Source organism: Maribacter forsetii DSM 18668 (assembly GCF_000744105.1).
Taxonomy (GTDB): domain Bacteria; phylum Bacteroidota; class Bacteroidia; order Flavobacteriales; family Flavobacteriaceae; genus Maribacter; species Maribacter forsetii.
This window is the reverse complement of sequence record NZ_JQLH01000001.1, coordinates 1274799-1298588: the sequence shown is the minus strand read 5'-3', so window position 1 is coordinate 1298588 and position 23790 is coordinate 1274799. Positions and strand designations below refer to the sequence as shown.

Sequence of the window (23790 nt, the reverse complement as noted above, 5' to 3'; positions counted from 1 at the left end):
AAAAGCTTAAAGTAAAAGAATTAAGGTGATTTTCTGTTTATTTCACCTAGCTCCAAATCAATTACAAAGTGATTCGAAGGTTCTCCCTTTCTACTTTTTTCAAATATTTCTGCCCATTCTTTTAAATATGGATCATCTATTATTTTTAATTGACTACAGACCATTTCATATTGCTGTAAGCGAATTTTACCAATGTCGTCAAAAGCCAATTCATCTGCGCTTCTTAATCTATAAAAATCATAAATCATATGAAACCCTGTCCATGTTCTAAAATTTTCAAGATTTAGATGAGCAGATACTAATTCTGTCACAAGACTATCTTTATTCTCTGTGGTTGATAATAGTAATTCTGCCCCTGTTTTATTTAAAAATTTTTCAGAGAAATCAACAGGAAAATCATTTGGTAAAAATCGTAATCGCACCAATTCTTTTAAATGCCAAGCAGTAAATTCTTTATAGTTCTTGGTAGACAAAATTTCTTTGTCCCAAATAGTAGAAGCGTCTATTTCTTTTAAATATTCATATTCTTTATTATATAAAGGGAACAAGTTATTAAAACCTTTTACAGATTTCAACACTACAGTTTCTACTTGAAATTTCGTATTAGATTTTATGGTCAACACCTTATAAGCTGGTGCATAGGCAGCTAACGACGGTGTTTGTATATTGAATAATGTATTGCCATTATTATTTTTTCGTACACCTGTATCATTAATATGCATATGACCACCAAAGTGTATTTGTATACCGGCATTTGCAAATGTTTCTGCAACTTCTTCATTTGGTACTCGATGCAATTGCATTTTACCTTCTCCAAAAAAATGTTTCATTTCTTTTGAAGCATCATCATTAAAATCTATCATTGGGTAATGACTAAAAGCTATCAACACCTTGTCTTTCTCTTTTGCTTGCTCTGCAACCTTTTTTACCCAAGTAATTAAATGTCTTTTTTGTAATAAAACATTGTTATAGCCAATACTTGCACCTGAAAAATCTTTTGCGTTTTCAGAAATCGCAGATAGTTCTTTATTTGGCATATAAACATTCGCATCTATTGCCAAAAGCCAAACACCCCCTTTTAGCTCTACTAAATAACTAGCATCTGGGTGTTTATTAAATTCATCTATTGCATAAGTTCTATTTTCTAAAGCTGAGGCATTTGTTGCTTTTTCAAATGAATAGTTTTCGTAATTGTATTTAGAAAAGGGAGTTTCCCAATACACGTATTCTTTCTGCGGATAAAACCCAAAGGCAGACATTTCGTTTAAAATATCTTTATAACCCCATTTTTTTATTTCAGTCGTTATAATTGGAGTGAGCTGCCCAGCTACAGTATCCTTAATATTTTCAACAGTACTAGTTATAATTTGTTCTTTACCCCCCGCTCCCAGAAAATCTGTTTTACCAGATTCTTGTGTAAATGGTTTTACTGGGTCATGATTACCTGTGGTGGCAAAAAATAAGATCCCGTGGTTTTTAGAGTATTTGTCTAAAATCTTCCGTAAACCTTTAACGTGAACGGGTTGACCATCATCACTAAAATCACCAGGTAATGCTACGTATTTTATTCCTCTGACAACAATATCATCTAAGGCTTCAATGAATGCAAAGTAGTTTTCATTGAATATTCTGGTCGATTGCAATTGCGCATTCATGGTACGAATATTCACAAAGTCGCCCGTTTCTGGGTTTTTGATTCCTTTGTAATCGGCATCTTCAAAATGTGCATATATATCTTGAAAATGTGCATCTGCAATGAATGCAATTTTCACTTCTTCAAATTCCTTTTCCTTTTTATTGCCACAAGAAGAAATCAAACATAGCAGAACAACACATAGAAATCTATACTGCTGTTTTATACTAAATTGATTTATTTTTTGACCGTTTCTTTCGGAAACGCATAGCTCTTTTTCCATCCTCCTAAATCTATCAACACTTGATCTATCATTACTCCAGGGTCTACCATCCATATTTTTAATGTGTGTTTCCCTGCTTTATTTACAATTTGCTTTGCAGATTTTACCGATGCGTTTTTAAGCACATTCTCTTTCCATTCATCACTACGCCCTACAGTTTCAAAATCTACAAAAACCGGTGTAGCATCATCAATAGAAACTGCACAACGTACACCAATTCCATTATATGGAGCATGAGTGGGCACTGCCTGTAAATTCACCTCAACTTCACCAAAATTAAAAGTATAAAAATCATATTCTAAAACCGGACTATTCGCTTTAATTTCTTCCATGTCCACTAAAGGCATTGCAGTTCTAGGCAGTGCGGTAATTACTTTATTGGTATACCCCATACCTTCAAAAAAGGTCCAATTTGCTTCTTTACCATCCTTTTTTCGGGTATAATTCTCTGCATTTATAGAGACATAACCTTTATCTTCTACAAAACCATTATAGTTATTTAATGCTTCAAATTTAGGATTGTAGGCTGATACCCCAATGGTGGTAGTTTTCCCCTCTGATTTAAAATCGATAGCGCTATTCACCTTGAAACTTGGCGGAATCAATTGAAAGTCGTGCCCTAAAGGAGCTTCTTTTTTATTCTCCCCTTGCGGAATTTTACTCCAATCGATACTTACCCAAATTCGTTTTTCTAAACTATCAGTATTTAAGATTCCTTTACTCTCTGATAGCAGAATCCAATCTGCCTTTGGTTTTGCTTCCCAATTAACTGTACCCTTTCCATTTCCAAAAAGATCAATAAAATAAGTACTGTTCGTGTAGCTATTAAAAACAGGAAGCACATCTGCATAGCTATTAATGACCTTATCGTTAACCTCCATTTGATAGCCTTCTAAAGCTAAACCAAGACTAGCTTTTTCACTATTAGTAACATTTGATGTTGCCGGTTGCGCAAAAACCGGAAGAAAACGCGGAGCCATCGTCATTATATGGTTCCATTTCCCATTTTTAAGCGCTGTATTATAGTAATCTGTTTCTTTGACAATACGATCATAGGCTTCTTCTGATAATGTTCCAAATGCATTAGCACTCTGCCTACCTTGCTTAGCTGTGAACTTATTCTTAAAACTATATAACCATTTCTGATTTAATTTTGATGCACCAATTACTGGGTAATAGACTAATTGATAAAAAGCATCTTTTCTAAATACCGGTATTTCATTATATATATTTTCAGTAGCATCAATTATTTTTTGATAGCTTTCTATACGTCCCGAAACTTCATCACCATAATGGTACTGGGTCAATTCCGTTTCCCCTTCTTTTGTCACAGGTTCAACTTGGCTCCATGCCATAAACTCAGGTCTTCTTATATATGCCAGTCGGTTATTCTCAAATAGAACATCTGTAATTTTAGATGCAGATGCCTCTCCAAATTCGCGCGATGCCCAATTCTTGGTATGATTTTTTATCGACGAACTTTCTTTAAAGTCATCTATATTCCAAGCCATATCTAAAAAGAGCTCAATATTATATTCGTGTGGTTTAATATCCCCACAGTTCAAAATCCATATATCACGAGATTGAAACTCGTATGCTTTTGACATTTCTTCCCACATTAAAACTGGGTTGGTTGAATTTAACCAGAGATAATCATGTGGTCTTCCCCAATAAGAAGTGTGATAATATACCCCCGCACCACCAGACCTTTTTTGTTCTTTCGGATTGCTTAACTGACGTATATACCCATAATTATCATCGGTCCATACAAGGCTTATATCTTCAGGTAATTTCAGTCCGCTTTGGTAGTAGTTCAACACCTCTTTATAAGGCACAAAAGCTTGCGGAATATTCTTTGGTTCTTTCTTCGTTTCCTTTTTTAAGATGTCACGCTGATCGGTTATAACACGTTCTAATAAACTAACCTGTGCATCGGTATCATCTTCGCCAACGATCATTGGCGAGTCATGCTCACCACGCATACCAGTGGTATATATACCTTCCAATTTTGCGGTCTCTTTTACTCTTTTAGTAAATAGGCTCTTAATGGTTTCTGAATTGGTATCATATCGATATTCTCCCATATTGTCATGTTTCCATTCAGTATTTATATTACTAAGCATAGGCTCGGCATGCGATGTACCGATTACTATAGCATAATCATCTGCAACGAATTTGTTTTCTGGATAAGAATAAAAAGGTTTGGTACTTGAATGCATGGCAGGCCAAATAGTATTTGCTCTTAACCGTAATAACAATTCAAAAACCTTTGCATATGTTTTAGGACCTATATCACCAATTTCTGGCTCATAATTTAAAGCTGCCCAACGCTGTAACCCCCAATCTTCGTCATTTAAAAAAACTCCTCTATATTTTACGGTAGGAGATTTTGATACTTCTTTTGTAATTGAAATTGAGAGTGACTCTTTTTTTTCTGGTGTAACATCTGCCCACCATTCCCATGGAGAAACACCTATTTTTCTTGAAAGTTCTAGTATACCATAGGCAGTACCTCTTCTATCACTACCTACAACAACCAAAGCCTTCTTAATAGTTGATATTGGGTTTTCAACTATTTGAATACTATATTGTTCCCATTGATTCTCTATCTTAGAAACATCAATTTTACCTATAGCTATCATATCATCAATCCACTTATTTTTACCAATGGTACCAGCAATAATTGTAGGTGTAGATTTATTATTTTTAGCGGAAATTATAGGTTCTTTACCAGTAATTTTTTCAACATCATTGGCAAAAATATCTGACGCTATTGTGACTACTTTTGCATCATTTTTATCGATTAAAATAGATGCTACGGTATTCTCTGCAACAACTGTAAAATTAGAAGTTGTTTGCTTTTGTGCTATTAACAATGACACTTGAAAGCAAAAGAGCAATACAGCTACATTTTTAATTAGGTTATTCTTTCTTAACTTTTTCATACGTTCCATCTTCAAAAATCACTTTATAATCAGAATCAAATAATGTTGAAGGCACATAATAATCTGTAGAAATTACTTGCGCTCCAGATGCCTTTGCTTTTTCAAACTTTTCATAATCATTTGTTCTTGCTTCTTTAGTACTGGCATCTGCCCTTGTACGAACCATATATCCTTTGGAAACCAGTTCTTTTATATACGCTAACTCTTTAATAGGATTGTTTACAATTCTAAATGCTGCTTCTGGATTGCCTTCTTTACTATTCACAAAAAGTACTCTTCCTTTTAGCGATTCATGACCTAATAGGTAGTTATTAATTCTCTCCTCCTTTTCGTCCAGAACAAATAAAAACTTTCCTTTTACGTTGTTTAAGCTTGGCCATCCTTTAGTCAAAATAGCTTTTTCAAGAGAATCAAAATCGCCCCTAACATCATCGGGAGTAAGTAATCTACTTACAGAAAAAACACTTTCTATTTCGCTGTCAAGCGCATCTAAAGCATTCTTATCAAACAGTAATGGCTCTCTTGTTTGCGGTACTTTTTGATCTTTAGTATTAATAAGGATGATTACAGGTGTGTGATTTGGATTATTATCTGACCAGTTTCTCAACGCCAATAATCCGTCTTTAAACAAAAGGTAGTGACTTCTAAAATCAATATCTTGAACATGAAACATTTTTAGTCCGGGTTGTTTTAGCTTTTCTTCCCTGTCATAAGCTATAGGCTCTTGACCAAGAGATTTTACTATCTCTAATCCTTTAGGCTTAGAAAAATGCCCACCCTTTGGATCATAAAAAACGTCCAATTCTAAATTTCGTAAACCTAAATTCAATTGTTCCTCTAAAGAAATATGAGTGTATTGCAAGCTTTGCATTTGCTTTGGCTCAATGGTATGCAAATAGTCATACAAAGGACCCTCTATAGCTATTTTATATGAATTATGACTACCTATTATTTGAATATCGTTTAGTGTTACCTCGTTACTTTTACAGCTAACAAATACAAAAACTAAAAGCATTATAAATAAAGTAGCGAGCTGTTTCATTATTATAAGGTTTTTGATGTTTGAAGTCGAATATCTTTAGAAGACGCCCCTATCATAAACTGATACTCTCCCTTTTCAAATGTCCACTGTTTAGAATTTTCATCCCAATACTGCAGGTCATTTTCAGATACTTTAAATTGCACAGTCGTAGATTCATCTACAGCTAGTTGAGTTCTTTCAAACCCTATCAATTTTTTTATCGGTCTTTTTACAGTAGAATTATTTACGGTATAATATAATTGCACCACCTCATCGCCATTATAATTTCCAATATTTTTAATTGTTGCGGAAATTAAAATACTATCATTTGTAGTCTTCACTTTTAGTTTATCATATGTAAACTTGGTATAACTTAACCCATAACCAAAGGGATACAATACATCTCCCTTAAAATACATATACGTTCTACCATTAGACACCTCATAATCATCCATATCAGGTAAATCTGAAACCGACTTATAAAAGGTAAAAGGTAATCTACCCGCAGGGTTATAATCGCCGAATAACACATCTGCAATTGCGGCACCACCCGCTTCACCAGGGTACCATGCATCTAAAATTGCAGGGACATTTTTATCCATCCAATTAATAGCCAAAGAACTACCTGCAACCAAAACAACAATTAAATTCTTATTCTCAGCATAAATCTCTTTTAAGTAATTAACCTGATCTTCTGGCAATCTTAATGAAGTTCTATCGCGACCTTCTTTTTCTATAGATTTATTAATTCCCATTACGGCAATGACATAGTCGCTCTCTTTGGCTACTTGTTTATCTTCTTTATATAAATCGTCAGTTGTTGTAGGCACTTCCCAAAGCAATTGACAAATAGCGTCGCCTCCATTATCAAAGTACTCTAGTTTTATGGCGTATTTTTCTCCCGCCTTCATATCAATTTCTACCTGATCGGTAGTCATACCACGATTGTGCCATTCATCTACCACCAATTCGCCATTCAACCACATTCTAACACCATCATCAGAATTTACTCCGATTTTATACACTCCTGAGAAGTTAGGAGTTATATATCCGGACCAGCGCATAGATTTATGCCGGAAGTTGGTATAAGGATCTGGCGGGTTATTAACCGGGTCAAAATTCACTACTTTGTCTACACGTGTTTGTGGTGTACCCTCTAAGAATTTATCATCATAATATTCGCCGTACAAACCAGATTCACCAGTTTGGTCATTCACCAAATTTTCGGCTTCAATTAAATTTAGATTTCTAGCTGCCGTTTTCCATTTTACGTACGTAACCTCAGCATTATCGCCAACTTTATTTCTTATACCTTCTAACGGAGATATGGGTTTAATAACTGGTAGACCGCTATAATCACCAAAAACAACTTGGTTTGCATTAAAGCCAACAACCGCAATTTTTTTAATATTCTTTACATTTAAAGGCAATATATTATTTTGGTTTTTTAATAAAACCATAGATTGTCTTGACGTTTCCAATGCCAGTTCTTGGTGCATTTTAGAACCAATAGCATCAGGAGAAATTTTGGCATAAGGGTTATTATCAACACTATCAAAAATTCCTAACTTAAAGCGAGCGGTTAAGACCCTTCTCACTGCCTTATCTATGTTTTCTTGAAAAACCAGCCCTTTTTCATATGCCTGCAGCAAGTGTTCAGCATAAATATCATCTCCGCATTCCAAATCTAGCCCTCCTTCCAAAGCTACTTTAGCAGCCTGTTCTTTGGTCGTAACATACTTGTGCGATTTCTGAATATAGGTTGGCGCACCACAATCGCTCACTACATAACCTTCAAAACCCCATTCTTTTCTTAGAACAGTATTTAAGAGCCAATTATTTGCTGTACTAGGCACACCGTTTAAAGCATTATAGGCGCTCATAATAGATTGTGCGTTTCCTTCTTGCACTGCTACTTTATAAGCAGGAAAATAATATTCTCGTAAAGACTTTTCTGAAATATTGGCATTGTAGGCAAACCTATTTTCTTCTTGGTTATTGGCTACAAAATGTTTTGGTGTTGATACTACCTTTAAATACGTATCATCATCGCCCTGTAATCCCTTGACAAAAGAAACTCCTATTCTACTTGTTAGATATGGGTCTTCACCATAAGTTTCTGGTGTTCTACCCCAGCGTGGATCTCTAGCCATATTTATTGTGGGGGACCAAAATGTCAATAAATCGCTGTACACATTCTTTTGATCCTTGCCTTGGTTATAGAAATTCCATTTACCTCTAGCTTCATCTGAAATAGCCGTTGAAACTTGATGAATTAAATTTGGATTCCATGTTGATGCTAAGGCCACAGCTTGTGGAAAAACAGTAAATCGGCCGCCTTTTACTACACCGTGCAAGGCTTCATTACCATGGTAATAATTCTCTACTTCTAATCTTGGAATTGCCTCTGCAGTAGATATCATCATAGATATCTTTTCTTCAATTGTCAGTCTCTTTATTAAATCGTTCACCCTTGTTTCTACAGGTAAATTTTGATTTTGAAACTCCCATTGATCTTGACTTTGACTTAAAACAGGCAATAAGCAAACAATTATCAAATACAAAAATCTCCTCTTCATTAATCTAGTTCTATGTTACACTCTGATTATTTTGATCTAGTTTATAGGCTTTGCTACCATATTCAAATTCAGCTCACCCCCTTTTACAATGTCCTCATGTCTAAGGCTATTAGCTTCTAATGACACCCCATTAAATTCAGCTTCTGATACATAAAAATTAGCATCATTATTATTGTTCGCTTTAATGGTGAACATGCCATCATTATAATAATCAGCATTCAATTTAATACGAACTTCATCAAAGATGGGGCTTCCAATTTGGTACTCTGGGTTAGCCTCTGTACCACCGTTCATTTGAAAAAGACCAATTTTCATCAGAACAGCAAGACTGCCCATTAACCCTTGATCTTCATCACCGTTATAACCGGTTGATGGAGATAAGCCGCCAAAAACTGTTTTTGCCACTTTTCTTGACCACAGTTGGGTTAAATCTGGTCTATTTAATTGACTAAAAATAAAAGCCGTCTGTATAGAAGGTTGATTACCAAAATTGATTGGAATTCTACTATACTCTGGATGCAACTCTACCGAATGCGAGGTACCTGCCGTAAAACCTAAGGTTTCAGCAGTTTCAAACTGTATATTCAACTTTTCAATTGCGGCATCTTGACCCCCCATTAAATTGGCTAAGCCTTTGATATCATGCGGAACAAACCATGTAGATTGTGCACCGTTAGATTCTATAAATCCATTTTCTGCTTGGTATGGATCATAATTCTTCTTCCATTGACCTTCAACATCTTTTGGTCGCATCCAACCTATTTGAGTATCGAAAACATTTTTATAGTTAGTAGACCTTTTCATGAAATAATCATAATCGTCTGTATGCCCCAATCTTTTTGCCAACTGAGCTAAAGTCCAATCTTGATACGCATATTCCATTGTTAGACTTGCCCCATCTTGATGGCTACCAAATTTACCTTCAGGAATAGGGTAAGGTACATAACCTTGATTTATATAATATTTTAAACCACCGCCAACATTTGTTTTGTGCTCATAACCAGATTTCCCCATAATTCCGCTAGGCATATGATTCTTCTTTAAAGCTTTATAAACACCTTCTAAATCATCATTCAAAATGCCTTTTTGAATTGCCGATACCAGAAAAGGTGTAGTGCTTGCCCCTGTCATTACATATGTATAATTACCACCTGACGGACCCCTTGGCACCAAACCACCATCTTTATAATACTGAAGTAAGGAATTTGAAAATTCATCCATAATTTCAGGATACACCAATCCCCAAAGTGTATTTAATGTCCATTGTGCACCCCAGAACGAATCTGAGTTATAATGATTGAATTTAGGGACACCCTTAGCATCTAATGGCAATTGCCCAACCCTTAACTTATCTCCTGTATTATCAGGATAAGCACCATTAATATCACTTATAATTCTACGTCCTTGCAACGCGTGCCATAAGTCTGTATAAAATCTTCTTTGATCTTGCTCAGAACCACCTTTTACATCTATTCTGCTTAACAGATTATTCCACTCTTTCTTTGCATCGCTTCTCGTTTCATTAAAGTCCCAATCGGGTAATTCAGATGCTATATTAATTGAAGCGTTGGTAACAGAGGTATAAGAAATACCAACTTTCATTAGCACATCGTTTTTATTTCGATCTAAACTAATTAAATAATTACCCGTTCGCTCATCTTTATCTAACGAAGATATTTCAGTGTTTAGTTCCACCTTAAAATAAGCAGTCATTGGTTTGGGTCTTCTATGTGTAGACTCCATAATTATATAACCAGACAGTTCATTTTCAGAAATTTGCTCTAAAAAGCCATCTATGTTTTTACTTGGTCCTAAAAGTGTATTCAAATTAAAAAGAAGTCCTTTCTCCTCTTCATTATCCGGATAAGAATAGTGATGAAAACCTACTCTTTTAGTACTGGTAAGCTGCGCTTTTATTTGATACCTCTCTAATTCAACCTTATGATAACCTGGTGTCACTACTTCTGTTTCATGACTAAATTTTGAATAAAAATCATTAAAAATATCTTTTTTAGTTGTGTCATTAATGGTCACTGGCATAACCGAAATACCCGACATTTGCCAAGCATGAATATGACTAAAACCTTTAATCGTATCTGTCTTATATCGATAACCACTACCCCAGGCACCTCCTATTTGCGTGTCTGGACTTAAATTGACCATACCAAACGGACGACTGGCAGAAGTAAAGTAAAACCATCTTGAATTCTCTGAATCTAATAATGGATAGACCTTAGCAGCATAATCAGTTCCTTCAACAACAACCTTTTTAGTTGTGCTAGGCTGCTCTTTACAAGAAACTAGAAACAAAAGCGAAATAGCCAGAAACGCAATGCTGTTTTTATATGTTTGAATAAATGTCATTAATTTCAATTTACAGGGTCATTTTAGTAAGATTAGCCTCTATTGCCGCTAACATATCATAAGTAGGAAAACCGTTATTTTGTCTTCTATTAGCTATAGCGTACCAATTTTTCCATTTGGTATCGATATCGCCAGAGCTTCTACGGTCAAAAACGATTTTAAGTTTGCTTTTTGCTGTTGGCAACAAAGCAATTGCCTCATTCAGATACTTTTTATCTTTAGTAGTCTCGTATTGTTTCTTCAATAGAGACATTTTATGAAGTTCAGTTTCAAAAGCTATTAAATCTGAGTATAACTGTGCAGGTAATAGAATATATGATTGATAGAAGTTAGCGTCTCCATTCATTTTATCATACCCTAATTGTGCCTCTGAAAGTGATTTCTTTAAAACTTCTTTTACTTTTTTGGTATTCTCTATATCGCCAATTACACGATTATAATCATATGGAATTGGAGATTTACCTGGCCTCACTATCGGTGCATTAGAAAGATAAGATACAGCCTCCCTAATTTCCCATAAGTGTTCTACATAGCCTTTTCTACCTTCTTGCGCCTCATGCAGTAATTTCATTGATGACACTGCGTGTTTAGAGGCTTCCGTAGAAAAATACCGCTGTGTCCATGTGGTATAAAAATTATCAGCATTAAAGTCTTTGGGGCTATAACACACTTGGCTATATGCCTCTAGATTCAATAGAAATGGTCTAAAATTTTGCCCATTTACCAGACAATATTTATCAGCACCGTATTGCTGAAACATATCTTTCATAACCGACTCTACCTTTTCAGGATATGGATTATGTACGGTATGATTCAACCAATAACCTGCATGCATGTAAGTACCAAATTCATAGCCTTTGGTATCTTTTAATTCATGATCAAAAGTGCCAAAACCATGATCAGACCATACTACTGTCCAATCTTTTGGCGGGTTAAAGCCCTCATTAAACATCTCCATACCGTCACTATAACAAATGGCTACTTTTATAGCATCTTCGTTATATTTATCGACCAAGAGACCAAACTCTTTATAAACTTCATTGAAAACTTCAATTTTACTTTCTCCACAAGAGCTTTTATATTCCCAATCCCAAACTTGATTTCTAGGTCTCAGAACAAAAATATCGGTCTTACGTAATGGCGTTTCTTCTAAATAATATTTCCAGGCAGTGAGCCAATCTTCTTTATATTTAGACCAACAATCTGCCTTGTTCTCATCCATAGGATGTATTTGATAACCTAACTCAAAATCTACTTGAATTTTCATTCCTTTTGATTTGGCGTAGTCGATCATTTTGTCCAAATATTCAATATCGATCTGGTAATTAGGGTTCAATTTTTTATACTCAGGTCTTACATAAAATTCTGGTCTACCTAGCATATCAAAAAATTGGATGGCGTTATAACGTAGGCGTACCAAAGAATTGATCATCTCAGTATAACTTTCCCAATCGTACTCTAAAAGCTTACCTCTATAATTGGCTAGTTCATCGACATCATTTTCAAAATAAGCCAAGATCGGCACCTTTGGTGGTGCAATGGTTTTTGGGGTGAAATTGAAAACATCGACCAAAGTCTTTTTGCTCGGTAGTTTCCCCGTCCAATACTCCAATGGGTCAACTCCTAAAACTTCTTTGCTGTAATCATAAACCGCATATTGTAGCCCTTGAACATCTGAACCAGCCAATACAATAACCTCTGTATTATTGGCATATGTTTTCTTAGACCAAATACCACCACGTGGACCGGGATTTATGTTAGACAATTCCAAACTATTCTTGGTTATCAATTCTGTAAGTATCGTATTTGAGTCTAGTGTTCCTAACACAAAAACAACTGTATTTTCAGGTATTATAGTTCCCTCTTTTACTATCTGGATTTCTTCTTCCAATACCTTTTTAAGGTCTGTTTTTAAGTCCCTAATTGTAGAAATCTCTACATCTGTAGCATTTTTACCTTGAATTAAATAAATAGACGATTGCTGTTCTGCATCATTATTACAAGACATGCAGAACATAAGCAATAAGAGAAATGGTATTATTATAATTTTTTTAATCATTTGTTCAGGTCTTTCTATTACTAGAAGTTTTGGCCACTATTTTTTAGTTCTACAAATATTAAAAATGTAGATTTTATGAAATGAAAATCTGCAATACGGTAATTTCATACTGCAGGAATTAAAATAAATTGCATTTTTTCATTCGATGTGAATTAACCATTATATCATTAATAATGAACACCTCTTTTAAATAAGGCAAGCAAAATCAAACGAATAATAAATGTTCAAAAATCATGCATCTCTATAATCGTTGAAAAAGAATAATAAAACGAACAACCTCATGAGAATATGAATAACATTTAATTATATAAAGATTTTGAAAGTGATTATTAAAATATAGGCAGGGTTTAATACCTGCCTATATTCACTCAATTTAAACTAACTACTTAACTGAATATATTTAATGATATATTGAATTAGTATCCAGGGTTTTGAACCAAACCAGGGGTCTGAGCTAATGGCCCAGGAGGTATTGGAAATAGTCTTTTATTTGGATCTGAGTCTGTTTTATCTAACCAAGCATCTTCCCATGTTTCAAATCGAATTTGATCGGTTCTTCTATGATATTCCCAATAAAAATCAAAGCCTCTTTCTAAATACACATCATTCAACGTTGCACTACTTAGAGCAAAATCAGCACCGCCACGAGCAACTCTAACAGCATTGATATCCGAAAGTGCATCTCCAGAACCTAATCTTAATTTAGCTTCTGCTCTCATTAAAAATAAATCGGCCAATCTAAATACTGTAATATCGACACCTGTATCATCTCGGTTAGCTCCTAAATCTTCAATACTCCATTTAGAAACACGTACACCTACAGATTGGTTTTCAGCAATTAAAGAAACTTCACGGGTATGATCGGCAAAAGTAAAATCTCTTGTAAATAATTGTACAGGTACAATATCAATAGTTTGATCATCATTAATTACAGGTGAACCATCTTCAGTTTTAATACCATAAAGTTGTCCTTCTAAAAACCCTCTATTAATTTCATAATCATCTAGAGCTATAGTACCTTCTTCATTAGGGTAATTTTCTTTGAAATATCTAGAGTCATTAACCGGATCGAACGTATCTAAAAACTCTGGTAATGCACACCCGGCATCTGAGCCTTCTTCCCAACCACCATCTACTTTATATAATAGTCCTCTTGAAAGACCATTTGTAGTATTTCTTGACACACTTCTACCCCCTATAACAACAGAAGTTTTTTCATTCTTTACTGCCCAAATAATTTCTGAATGGTTCTCATTATCAGGGTCGAACATACTGAAGTAATCATTGCTTTCTAACGAATGCGCACCACTTTCAATCACTTCTGTAGTTAAATCAATTACGCTCTGCATATCTTCATTTGAAAAAGAAAAGTTAGCAGCATATCGATCCTCATAAACTGCTTTGTTCAAATATATCCTTGCCATTAAGGATTTAGCGGCATCTTGAGTATAACGTACCGTATTTTTACCTGTAGGAAGAGCTGGCATAACCGTTTCTAAATTTGTAATAATGGTCGATATAGCTTCACTTCCCGTAAGTACTTGTGGATCAGCATTAAAATTGATATCAGAAATACCACGGTAAGGTACTTGACCATAAGCATCTAAAGCCACCCACATAAAATGTGATAATAAAGCTACTGCTTCTGCATATTCTTGCGTTCCTTCATCTAAAAAACTAATTGCCTGAGATGAAGTTGCTAATCCTGCTGTAATATGTTCAAATGTTTCTGTCGTATAACGGTGAGTTGGTGTCCAGCTATGCGTGTGCAACTCTTGAAAAACACCTCCATCAAACCAATCACTTCCTCTGGTTGGTAACATACCTTCATCTGCAGAAAACGTTTGCAACGCAAAAAACCAGCGGTGACCATAAACTCTTCGCATATTATTGTACGCTGGCGCCAGCAAAGTAGCTGTATCAGCGTTAGTTAAAAGCTCTTCTCCAAGAGCTTCATCAATAATTTCTTCTTCAATATCGCATGATTGAAACCCAAAGAGAGTCATCATCATTAAACTTAAAATAATAGCCTGTTTTTTCATAACCTTAATATGTTATATTACTGTATAATTTTTAATTAAAATGAAAGATCTAAACCTAACAAAAAAGTTGTTGGTCGTGGGTAACCACCAAAATCTACTCCATAAACATTTTCACCACCTGTATTAATTTCCGGATCATAACCAGTATAATCGGTAATCACAAAAAGATTTTGTCCTGTAATATATACTCTTAAGGTGTCTAAAAAAGTTTTATTTTCTATGTTCCATCCTAAAGTTGCGTTGTTCAATCTAAAAAAAGAACCGTCTTCTATATATCTTGAAGATGTAACAGGTGCTATAAGTGGACCTTCATTTACATCAAGATATTCTCTAAAAATATTATTCCCGTTTTGACTTAAAGAAGCTGCACTAGAATAAGCTCTTGCTGTGTTATTAAAAATATCTAAATCACCAACGCCATTAAAACCTAATGCTAAATCAAAATTCTTATAAGCTGCATTAATATTTAAACCATATATTGTACCAGGTAATGCATCGCCTACTACTTCTGGTTCATCTGATAAAATTTCTAAACCTTCAGCATCAAATCCGTCAAATCTACGTAGATAGAATGCCCCAGCAGATTCTCCGTTAGTAAAAATGCTACTGGTTTCACCCGATGTCCCCGGACCTGTAATTTCCCCTACAAATATGTCAGTTTCAAGTCCTTCAATATTATTATCCAAGAAAGATATATTACCAGAAAAATCAAGAGAAAAATTATCAGTTCTAACTGCATTCACATTTAAAGCAAATTCGAAACCTTTATTTGTAATTTCCGCATCAGAATTAATAAAAATAGAATTAGTCAAAGCTGGTACTGGAGCAGAAACTTCTAGGAACAAATCAGTAGTAGTTTTATTAAAATAATCGAACGTACCGCTAACTTTACCATTTAATATACCCCAATCAATACCTACATTATACTGTTCCGTTACTTCCCATTTTAAATCTGGATTAGCCGTACGTGTAGTATTTACTCCATTTACAACCGTTGTCCCATCAAATGTAAAACTATCATCAAAACTAGTCCCCACAGAGGATTGTGCTGCACCTACAGGAACGGCTTGGTTACCCGTTTGTCCCCAACCTAATCTTAATTTCAAATTGGAAATCACATCAGAGTCTTGAAGGAAGGCTTCTTCATTAATTTTCCATCCTAATCCAACAGCAGGGAAATAACCGTACTTATTATTATCACCGAAAACAGAAGAAGCATCCGCTCTAAATGATGCAGTGATCAAGTATTTATCTAGAATATTCGCATTTGCCCTACCAAAGAACGATTGTAATTTACGTTCAGAATTATCTGAAGACACCGTAGTATTATCTTGAGAGGCAATACCTAAGTTGTAAATTGGATCAATTTCTGTAGTACTAAAATCAAAACGTTCAATTCTTAAACCTGTATTTGTAAACGTTTGATATGAATGTCCTGCAAGAACATCAAAATCCCATTTATCATAACTCTTTTTGTAGGTAAGAAAATTTTCAATTAATAAATTAGTATCTTCTCTTGCATCTAAAACCACTTGGTCTTGGGTAATATCTCCCCCTTCGTCTGCATTGTTGAATAATCTGAAAATACGATCTGTATCTGAATTTTCATAACCTAAATTCAATTTATAATCCAAACCATCAACTATAGTATAAGTAGTAGAAAAGTTAGCTAGAACTTTTTTACTTTCCGCTCTATCACGATACAAATCAAAAAATGAGACGGGGTTATCTGTAGCACCAGCTCTGGTCGTCACTTGACCATCTCCTTCATAAACAGCAGATGTAGGGTTAGCTCTAAGTGCACCAATAATTACACTACCTAAAGCCTGGCTCTCGTCTGTAAGATCGGCCACGGTAACATTAGCTCTTAACTTTAACCTATCTTCTAACAAAGAAGTACCTATATTAATTCTACCCGTAAAACTTTCATGCCCTGTAGTTTCAACAACACCCTCTTGATCTAAATAACCTAAAGAAACATTATAGGTTGTGGTACCTGCCCCACCAGAAAACCCTAAATTATAATTACTGATTTGTGCAGTTCGATAAATTTCATCTTGCCAATCTGTATCTGCATTAGCCGGATCGATATAACTACTAGCTTCTCTACCAACAATTGGTGCTAAACGTGCTGTTTGCTCTCTATATTCACTTGCACTTAATAAATCAATATCTCTTTCTACAGTTGAAAAACCGGTTGAAGTACTAAATGTAACTTTAGTTTTACCTACCTTACCTTTTTTAGTTGTAATAAGAACAACCCCATTTGATGCTCTTGTTCCATAAATTGCAGTGGCAGAGGCATCTTTTAAAATAGTTATACTTTCTATATCTTGGGGATTAATAAAATTTAAAGGACTTTTAGGTCTAGAAGCTCCTCCAATACCATCTAAACCGTCTGAACTAGAAGAACCACCATCTAAAGGCACGCCATCAACCACGAATAAAGGATTACTTGAACCACTTATAGAATTTACACCTCTAATATTAATATCGATAGCACTCCCAGGTTCACCAGAACCAGTTGTTACATTTACACCAGCAATTTTACCTTGTAATAATTGACCAGGTGAATTTGAAACACCTTTGTTGAAATCTTCGGCTCCAATCACTTTTACAGATCCGGTTAAATCTTTTGATTTTACACCACCGTAACCTATAACTACAACCTCATCTAGTTTTGAGGCGTCTTCTACCATAGTAACTGTTATGTTAGACTGACCAGTATAAGCAACATCTACAGACTTATACCCTAAATACGAGACACTAAGCACATCTCCATTCTCTACTGAAATACTAAAATTTCCATCAAAGTCTGTCGCTGTTCCATTTGATGTTCCTTTTACTACAATAGATGCTCCTGGAATTGGTAGACCTTGGTCATCTGCCACCGTACCTGTAACGCTACTCTGCGCTAATAATACAGATGACATGCCCAATAAAAGGAATACCATTAATAGTTTAAGTTTTTTCATTTTTTTATTGTTAAGTTAATTGACTACTAATGTATTGTTAAGACCTTGTTAATGAATGGACATATTCATCGAAAATATGGACAGCGGCAAAAAAATCATTTATTTTCACAGTACTAATTTCATAAAATACAGCTTAAATAATTACGAAATTCACATAGTTAGTAGAGTCGAAATTTCATATTTTCATTTTTCAAAGAAATGACCAAATTTTTGATTAGAACGCAAAATCCATGCTTTGTACTAAAATGTCCATCTCAAAAAATTATAAAACTTCTACTTTGTAAAGCCTTATTTAATCAATATAACAACAATGAAAAATTACCCATTAAAAAGTAAACTATTACTTGTAGCAACTACCGCCTTAATATTTAGTTGCGCCGAAACACCTAAAGACGATGCCCCTTGGGTGGATCTTTTTGACGGAGAAACCTTAAACGGATGGCATAAATTAGGTGGAGATGCCACTTATGCCGTAAATGACAAGGCCATAGTGGGCACCACTACGCACAATACACCCAATACATTTTTAACTACCGATAAAATGTATACCGACTTCATATTAGAATTAGATTATAAGGTAGATTCTTCCATGAACTCAGGTATACAAATTAGAAGTAATAGCATACCAACTTATAGAGACGGAAGAGTTCATGGCTACCAAATTGAGATAGACCCCTCTGACAGAGCATGGAGCGGTGGTATTTATGATGAATCTAGACGTGGTTGGCTTAACCCAATGACCGATAATCCAGCAGCTCAAAAGGCTTTTAAACAAAACGAATGGAATCACTATCGCATTGAAGCTATTGGAGACACTATTAAAACATGGGTAAATGATGTACCTGCTGCCTATTTAATAGATGACAAAACATCAGAAGGATTTATCTGCTTACAAGTTCACAGCATTCATGATGACCAAAAAGCAGGTACCGATATCATTTGGAAGAACGTAAGAATCCTTACTGATAGTGTTTCTAAATATTCAAGAAGTTCTCCTTTAGATCCTATTATCACTAAAAATCAATTGACCATCGATGAAAAGAAAAATGGATGGAAATTACTATGGGACGGTAAGACAACCAATGGTTGGCGAGGCGCCAAATTAGAAGAATTTCCTGAGCAAGGATGGAAAATTGAAGATGGTGTTTTAAGCGTTCTTTCTTCTGGAGGAGCTGAATCTGCTGCAGGTGGTGATATTGTAACCACAGATCTTTATGAAGATTTTGAACTGAAAGTAGATTTCAAACTAACACCAGGAGCCAATAGTGGTATTAAATATTATGTAGATACCGAAATTAACAAGGGCGAAGGATCTTCCATAGGTTTGGAATATCAAATACTGGATGACAATCTACATCCTGATGCCAAAAAAGGGAACCATGAAGGTAGTAGAACAGTTAGTTCTTTGTATGATTTAATAAAAGCCGATGTCAATAAACCTATTAAACCAATTGGAGAATGGAATACAGCTTACATTATTTCTAAAGACAATCATGTTGAGCATTGGTTAAACGGGACAAAAGTTCTTGAGTATGAAAGAAAGAGCGATGCCTTTAGAAAACTAGTATCTGAAAGCAAATACGCTAAGTGGCCCAATTTTGGCGAATTGGGCAAAGGTCAGATTCTACTTCAGGATCATGGAGACCTAGTATCCTTCAAAAATGTAAAAATTCGTGAAATCAGTAATACAAAAGAATAAATACAATGAGTTCAAACAGAAGAAATTTCATTAAAAAAACGGCTCTTGGTGCAGTAGGCGCTACAATAGCAAGTACTACTGCAAATGCTATGTCTGCAAAGAGCTATTCTAAAATAATAGGTGCAAATGACAGAATAAATGTAGCAATACAAGGTTTAGGCAGGAGGTATGGTGCCTATATACCCGCAATTGCACATAAGCAGAATAATATTGAGCTAAAATATTTGTGCGATGTCATGAAAAGTCAGCGAGAAAAAGCTGCCGCTAACTTGGCTTCAAAAATCAACTATAAGCCAAAACTAGAAAATGATATTCGTAAGATTTTAAACGATAAAGACGTGGATGCCATTTTCATGTCAACACCAGATCATTGGCACACACCAGGTGCCTGTATGGCCATGCAGGCCGGCAAACATGTTTTTTTGGAAAAACCTTGCAGTCATAACCCTAAAGAAGGTGAATTGGTAGTGGCTTATCAAAAAAAGTACAACAAAGTGGTGCAAATGGGTAACCAACAGCGCTCATCACCAGAATCACAAGAAATTATTAAAGAAATTCACAACGGTATTATTGGTGATGTCTATAAAGCAACTGCTTTTTATTTAAGTGCAAGAGGTCGTGTTCCTCACCAAACTAAAGCTAATCCGCCAGAAGGTTTAGATTGGGACCTTTTTCAAGGTCCTGCACCAAGAAGAGCCTACACAGATAACACTTGGGATTATAATTGGCATTGGTACGGTTGGGATTTTGGTACGGCCGAGATGGGTAATAATGCTACTCATGAACTTGATATTGCACGTTGGGCATTAGGTGTTACATATCCAGAATATGTATCTGTTGACGCTGGTAAATATCATTATAAAGATGATGGTTGGGAAATGTATGATACCATGGAAGCTACTTTTAAATTTGCAGGCAACAAGACCATAAAATGGGATGGAAACAGTAGAACAGGTTATCATAAATATGGAAATAAATATGGTAGAGGTACTATAATTGACGGTTCTAAAGGTACAGTATACATTGACCGTGGTGGATATAAACTTTTTGACCTTAAAGGTGGGCTTATCAAAGAAAATCTTTCTTCTGGCGAAGAAGCCGGTACCGCTCTTGGTGGCGGTGGTGATATGTCTACGTTACACACTGTAAACTTTTTTGATACTATCAGAGGTAAAGCAGAACTAACATCCCCTATAGATGAAGGAGCTATTAGTCAAATGTTAACACATTATGCCAATATAGCTTCTAGAATTGATGACTCTTTTGAAATTGATGAAACTACAGGACGCATATTTAATAGAGAAGCTATGAAATTATGGTCTAGATCCTATGAGCCAGGCTGGGAAATTAAAGATGTTTAATTTGCCCTTTTTAAAATAAATAATCTAAAATGTAATTATTCTTTTTAGCTGGAGAAAAATTATGTACTCGTATTTCTACATTTAGTTATTAGACTAGATACTATGTTGAACTAGCATAGTATCTGGTTCTAATTATCATATCCAACTTACCGAAAACACTATGAAAAAGCATATTTATTTATGTCTTACATTACTATCTATATCTATATCTCAAGCTCAAAATAACCTTGGGAATATTGACTTGAGAACAACAGATATACAACCTACCAAGGTCGATAAATTAGATGATGAGAGTTACTTAATAGATTTTGGAAAAGCATTCTTTGGCACCGTACAGTTAAGCAGTACTATAGGGCAAGGAGATTCACTAGTTGTACATTTAGGTGAAAAACTAAATAAAGATAATAGAATAGACAGAAATCCGGAAGCCACAATTAGATATCAAAAAGTAGTCTTAGCAAATTTACCTGCTAACCAAATAATTAAATTAAAACTAACACCTGACAAACGAAATTCAACCGGAGCTGCTATTTTATTGCCTGATAGTATAGGTGCGGTTATGCCTTTTAGATATTGTGAGATAGAAAATTTAAAAATTCCATTTAAAAAATTATCAGTACATCAAAGTGCATTGCACAATAAATTCAACGACAATGCCAGTTCATTTTCATCATCGAACAAAATATTAGACTCCATATGGCAACTTTGTAAACACACGATTAAGGCTACAAGTTTTACAGGTTTATATGTTGATGGTGATCGTGAGAGAATTCCATATGAAGCAGACGCCTACATAAATCAATTAAGCCATTACAGTGTAGATAGTCTATACAATATGGCCAGAAGAACAAATGCATACTTTATTGAAAACCCAACTTGGCCAACGGAGTGGTTATTGCACACCGTACCCATGTTTTACACAGATTATATGTATACGGGCGATTTAAAACCCTTACAAGAGCATTATGAAAATCTAAAATTAAAAACCTTAATGGATTTAGAACGTGCGGATGGACTAATTAGTTCTTCTTCACCTAACCTGAATAAAGAGTTAATTCAAAAACTAGGCTTTAAAAAACCAGATACAAAAATAAAGGACATCATTGACTGGCCACCTGCACAGAAAGATACAGGATGGGAACTTGCCACTGCAGAAGGTGAAAGAGATGGTTATGAAATAGTACCAGTAAATACTGTGATTAACTCCTTCTACTATTATAATCTAAAATTGATGAGTGAAATAGCCGCTTTTTTAGGTAAAGAAGAAGATGTTAAATTTTTTAATAAGAAAGCAGGTATTGTAAAATCTGTTATCAACACTTTATTCTTTGATGAAAAAAAAGGATACTATATAGACGGAGAAGGTTCTACTCATTCTTCTTTACATGCCAATATGATGCCCTTAGCATTTGGTATTGTGCCACAAAATCATAAAAAATCAGTTACAGATTTTATCAAAACTAGAGGTATGGCATGCAGTGTATATGGCTCTCAATATTTACTGGAAGGATTATATAATAGTAATGAAGCCCAATATGCATTAAACTTAATTACAGAAACTGAAAACGATAGAAGTTGGTGGAATATGATTCAAATAGGTGCAACCATGACTTTAGAGGCTTGGGATGTTAAGTACAAACCGAATTCTGATTGGAACCATGCATGGGGAACAGCTCCTTTGAACATTACTACACGTTATATGTGGGGCATAAAGCCAAAAACGGCAGGTTTTAAGGTTGCCGAAATAAAACCACAATTGGCTGATTTAACTTTTTCTAACATACAAGTACCTACCAAAAATGGAGTTATCATAGCAAATTTCAAAAAAGGTAATAATACTTATAATTATACCATTACAATACCCAACAACATGACAGCAGAATTTATAGCTCCCCCTAATTTTAGGTTAATTGAATTAAATGGTAAAAAACTAAAATCAACAAATAACCTCATCCATCTAAAAAGTGGTAATCACACAATTAAATTAAAATATTAATAACATGAATCTATTCAATATTGACAGTAAAGTAATTTTAATAACAGGCGGAGGCGGAATTCTTGGTGGTGAAATGGCCAACTATCTAATACAAAATGGCGCCACAGTAGTTATTTTAGATTACAAAGAAGATATCGTCAATAATGCAATAACAAAACTTAAAAAGAAAGGAGATAACGTATCTGGTTTTGTATGTAATGCTTTAGATGAGCAAAGTTTAAAAAACGTTTCAGACAAAATAATGGCTCAATATGGAAAAATTGACATCCTAATAAATGCTGCAGGCGGTAATATGCCCGGTGCCACTATTGGTAAAGACCAGACTATTTTTGATGTAAACATAGACCACTTTAAAAAAGTGGTAGACTTAAACCTATTTGGCAGCATTCTACCAGCATTGGTTTTTGGTAAAGAAATGGCCAACAATAAACAAGGTGTTATTATAAACATCTCCTCTATGACTGCGCAAAGTGCAATAACTAGAGTGGTTGGTTACTCTGCATCTAAAGCTGCTATAGATAATTTCACCAAATGGTTATCGGTAGAACTAGCAACTAAATTTGGTGAAGGTTTACGTGTAAATGCAATTGCTCCAGGGTTTTTTATAGGAAATCAAAATAGAAATCTTTTAATTGATGAAGAAACTGGTAATTTTACAGATAGAGGCGATACTATAATACAAAATACACCCATGAAAAGATTTGGTGAAACAGATGAATTAAATGGTACTATTCATTATTTATGTGCCGAAGCATCAAAATTTGTAACAGGTGTAGTTGTCCCTATTGATGGAGGTTTTAGTGCTTTTAGTGGAGTTTAATAAATTATAACAA

Annotated in this window: 12 protein-coding genes; 4 read left to right on the top strand and 8 right to left on the bottom strand. The window is 34.8% G+C overall.

The annotated features are described in order from the left end of the window. Nucleotides 1–20 precede the first annotated feature (20 nt). From P177_RS05480 to P177_RS05445, 8 genes are all read right to left on the bottom strand, one after another. Nucleotides 21–1916, bottom strand: coding sequence for a metallophosphoesterase family protein (locus P177_RS05480; protein ID WP_084684636.1), 1896 nt, complete (start codon nt 1914–1916; stop codon nt 21–23). Further along, nucleotides 1871–4861: a glycosyl hydrolase 115 family protein gene (locus tag P177_RS05475; protein WP_036157869.1), complete on the bottom strand. Its 2991-nt coding sequence runs from the start codon at nt 4859–4861 to the stop codon at nt 1871–1873. The genes P177_RS05480 and P177_RS05475 overlap by 46 nt, the downstream gene beginning before the upstream one ends. Then, entirely contained in the window at nt 4839–5903 is a 1065-nt protein-coding gene (locus P177_RS05470) for a phosphatidylinositol-specific phospholipase C1-like protein (protein WP_036152685.1), read from the bottom strand. The genes P177_RS05475 and P177_RS05470 overlap by 23 nt, the downstream gene beginning before the upstream one ends. Nucleotides 5904–5905: 2 nt before the next feature. After that, nucleotides 5906–8461, bottom strand: coding sequence for a glycoside hydrolase family 3 protein (locus P177_RS05465; RefSeq protein ID WP_036152683.1), 2556 nt, complete (start codon nt 8459–8461; stop codon nt 5906–5908). Nucleotides 8462–8497: 36 nt separating this feature from the next. After that, on the bottom strand, nt 8498–10825 hold the full coding sequence (locus tag P177_RS05460; RefSeq protein ID WP_036152681.1) for a GH92 family glycosyl hydrolase: 2328 nt from the start codon (nt 10823–10825) through the stop codon (nt 8498–8500). A gap of 10 nt (nt 10826–10835) precedes the next feature. Further along, entirely contained in the window at nt 10836–12884 is a 2049-nt protein-coding gene (locus P177_RS05455) for a glycosyl hydrolase 115 family protein (protein WP_084684635.1), read from the bottom strand. Nucleotides 12885–13300: 416 nt separating this feature from the next. After that, complete coding sequence (locus tag P177_RS05450) at nt 13301–14926, bottom strand: RagB/SusD family nutrient uptake outer membrane protein (RefSeq protein WP_036152675.1); 1626 nt, start codon at nt 14924–14926, stop codon at nt 13301–13303. Nucleotides 14927–14961: 35 nt separating this feature from the next. Then, a complete protein-coding gene (locus P177_RS05445; protein WP_051941727.1) occupies nt 14962–17901 on the bottom strand; it encodes a SusC/RagA family TonB-linked outer membrane protein in 2940 nt (979 codons plus the stop codon). A gap of 310 nt (nt 17902–18211) precedes the next feature. Between P177_RS05445 and P177_RS05440 the strand changes: the two genes are divergently transcribed. From P177_RS05440 to P177_RS05425, 4 genes are all read left to right on the top strand, one after another. Then, entirely contained in the window at nt 18212–19600 is a 1389-nt protein-coding gene (locus P177_RS05440) for a 3-keto-disaccharide hydrolase (RefSeq protein ID WP_036152672.1), read from the top strand. A 5-nt stretch (nt 19601–19605) separates the two neighbouring features. Continuing rightward, a complete protein-coding gene (locus P177_RS05435) occupies nt 19606–20961 on the top strand; it encodes a Gfo/Idh/MocA family protein (RefSeq protein WP_036152669.1) in 1356 nt (451 codons plus the stop codon). Between the two features lie 160 nt (nt 20962–21121). After that, nucleotides 21122–22957 carry a family 78 glycoside hydrolase catalytic domain gene (locus P177_RS05430; RefSeq protein WP_051941726.1) on the top strand — a complete coding sequence of 612 codons (1836 nt, stop codon included), beginning with the start codon at nt 21122–21124 and terminating at the stop codon, nt 22955–22957. 4 nt (nt 22958–22961) lie between these two features. Beyond that, a complete protein-coding gene (locus P177_RS05425; RefSeq protein WP_036152668.1) occupies nt 22962–23777 on the top strand; it encodes an SDR family oxidoreductase in 816 nt (271 codons plus the stop codon). Nucleotides 23778–23790: the final 13 nt, after the last annotated feature.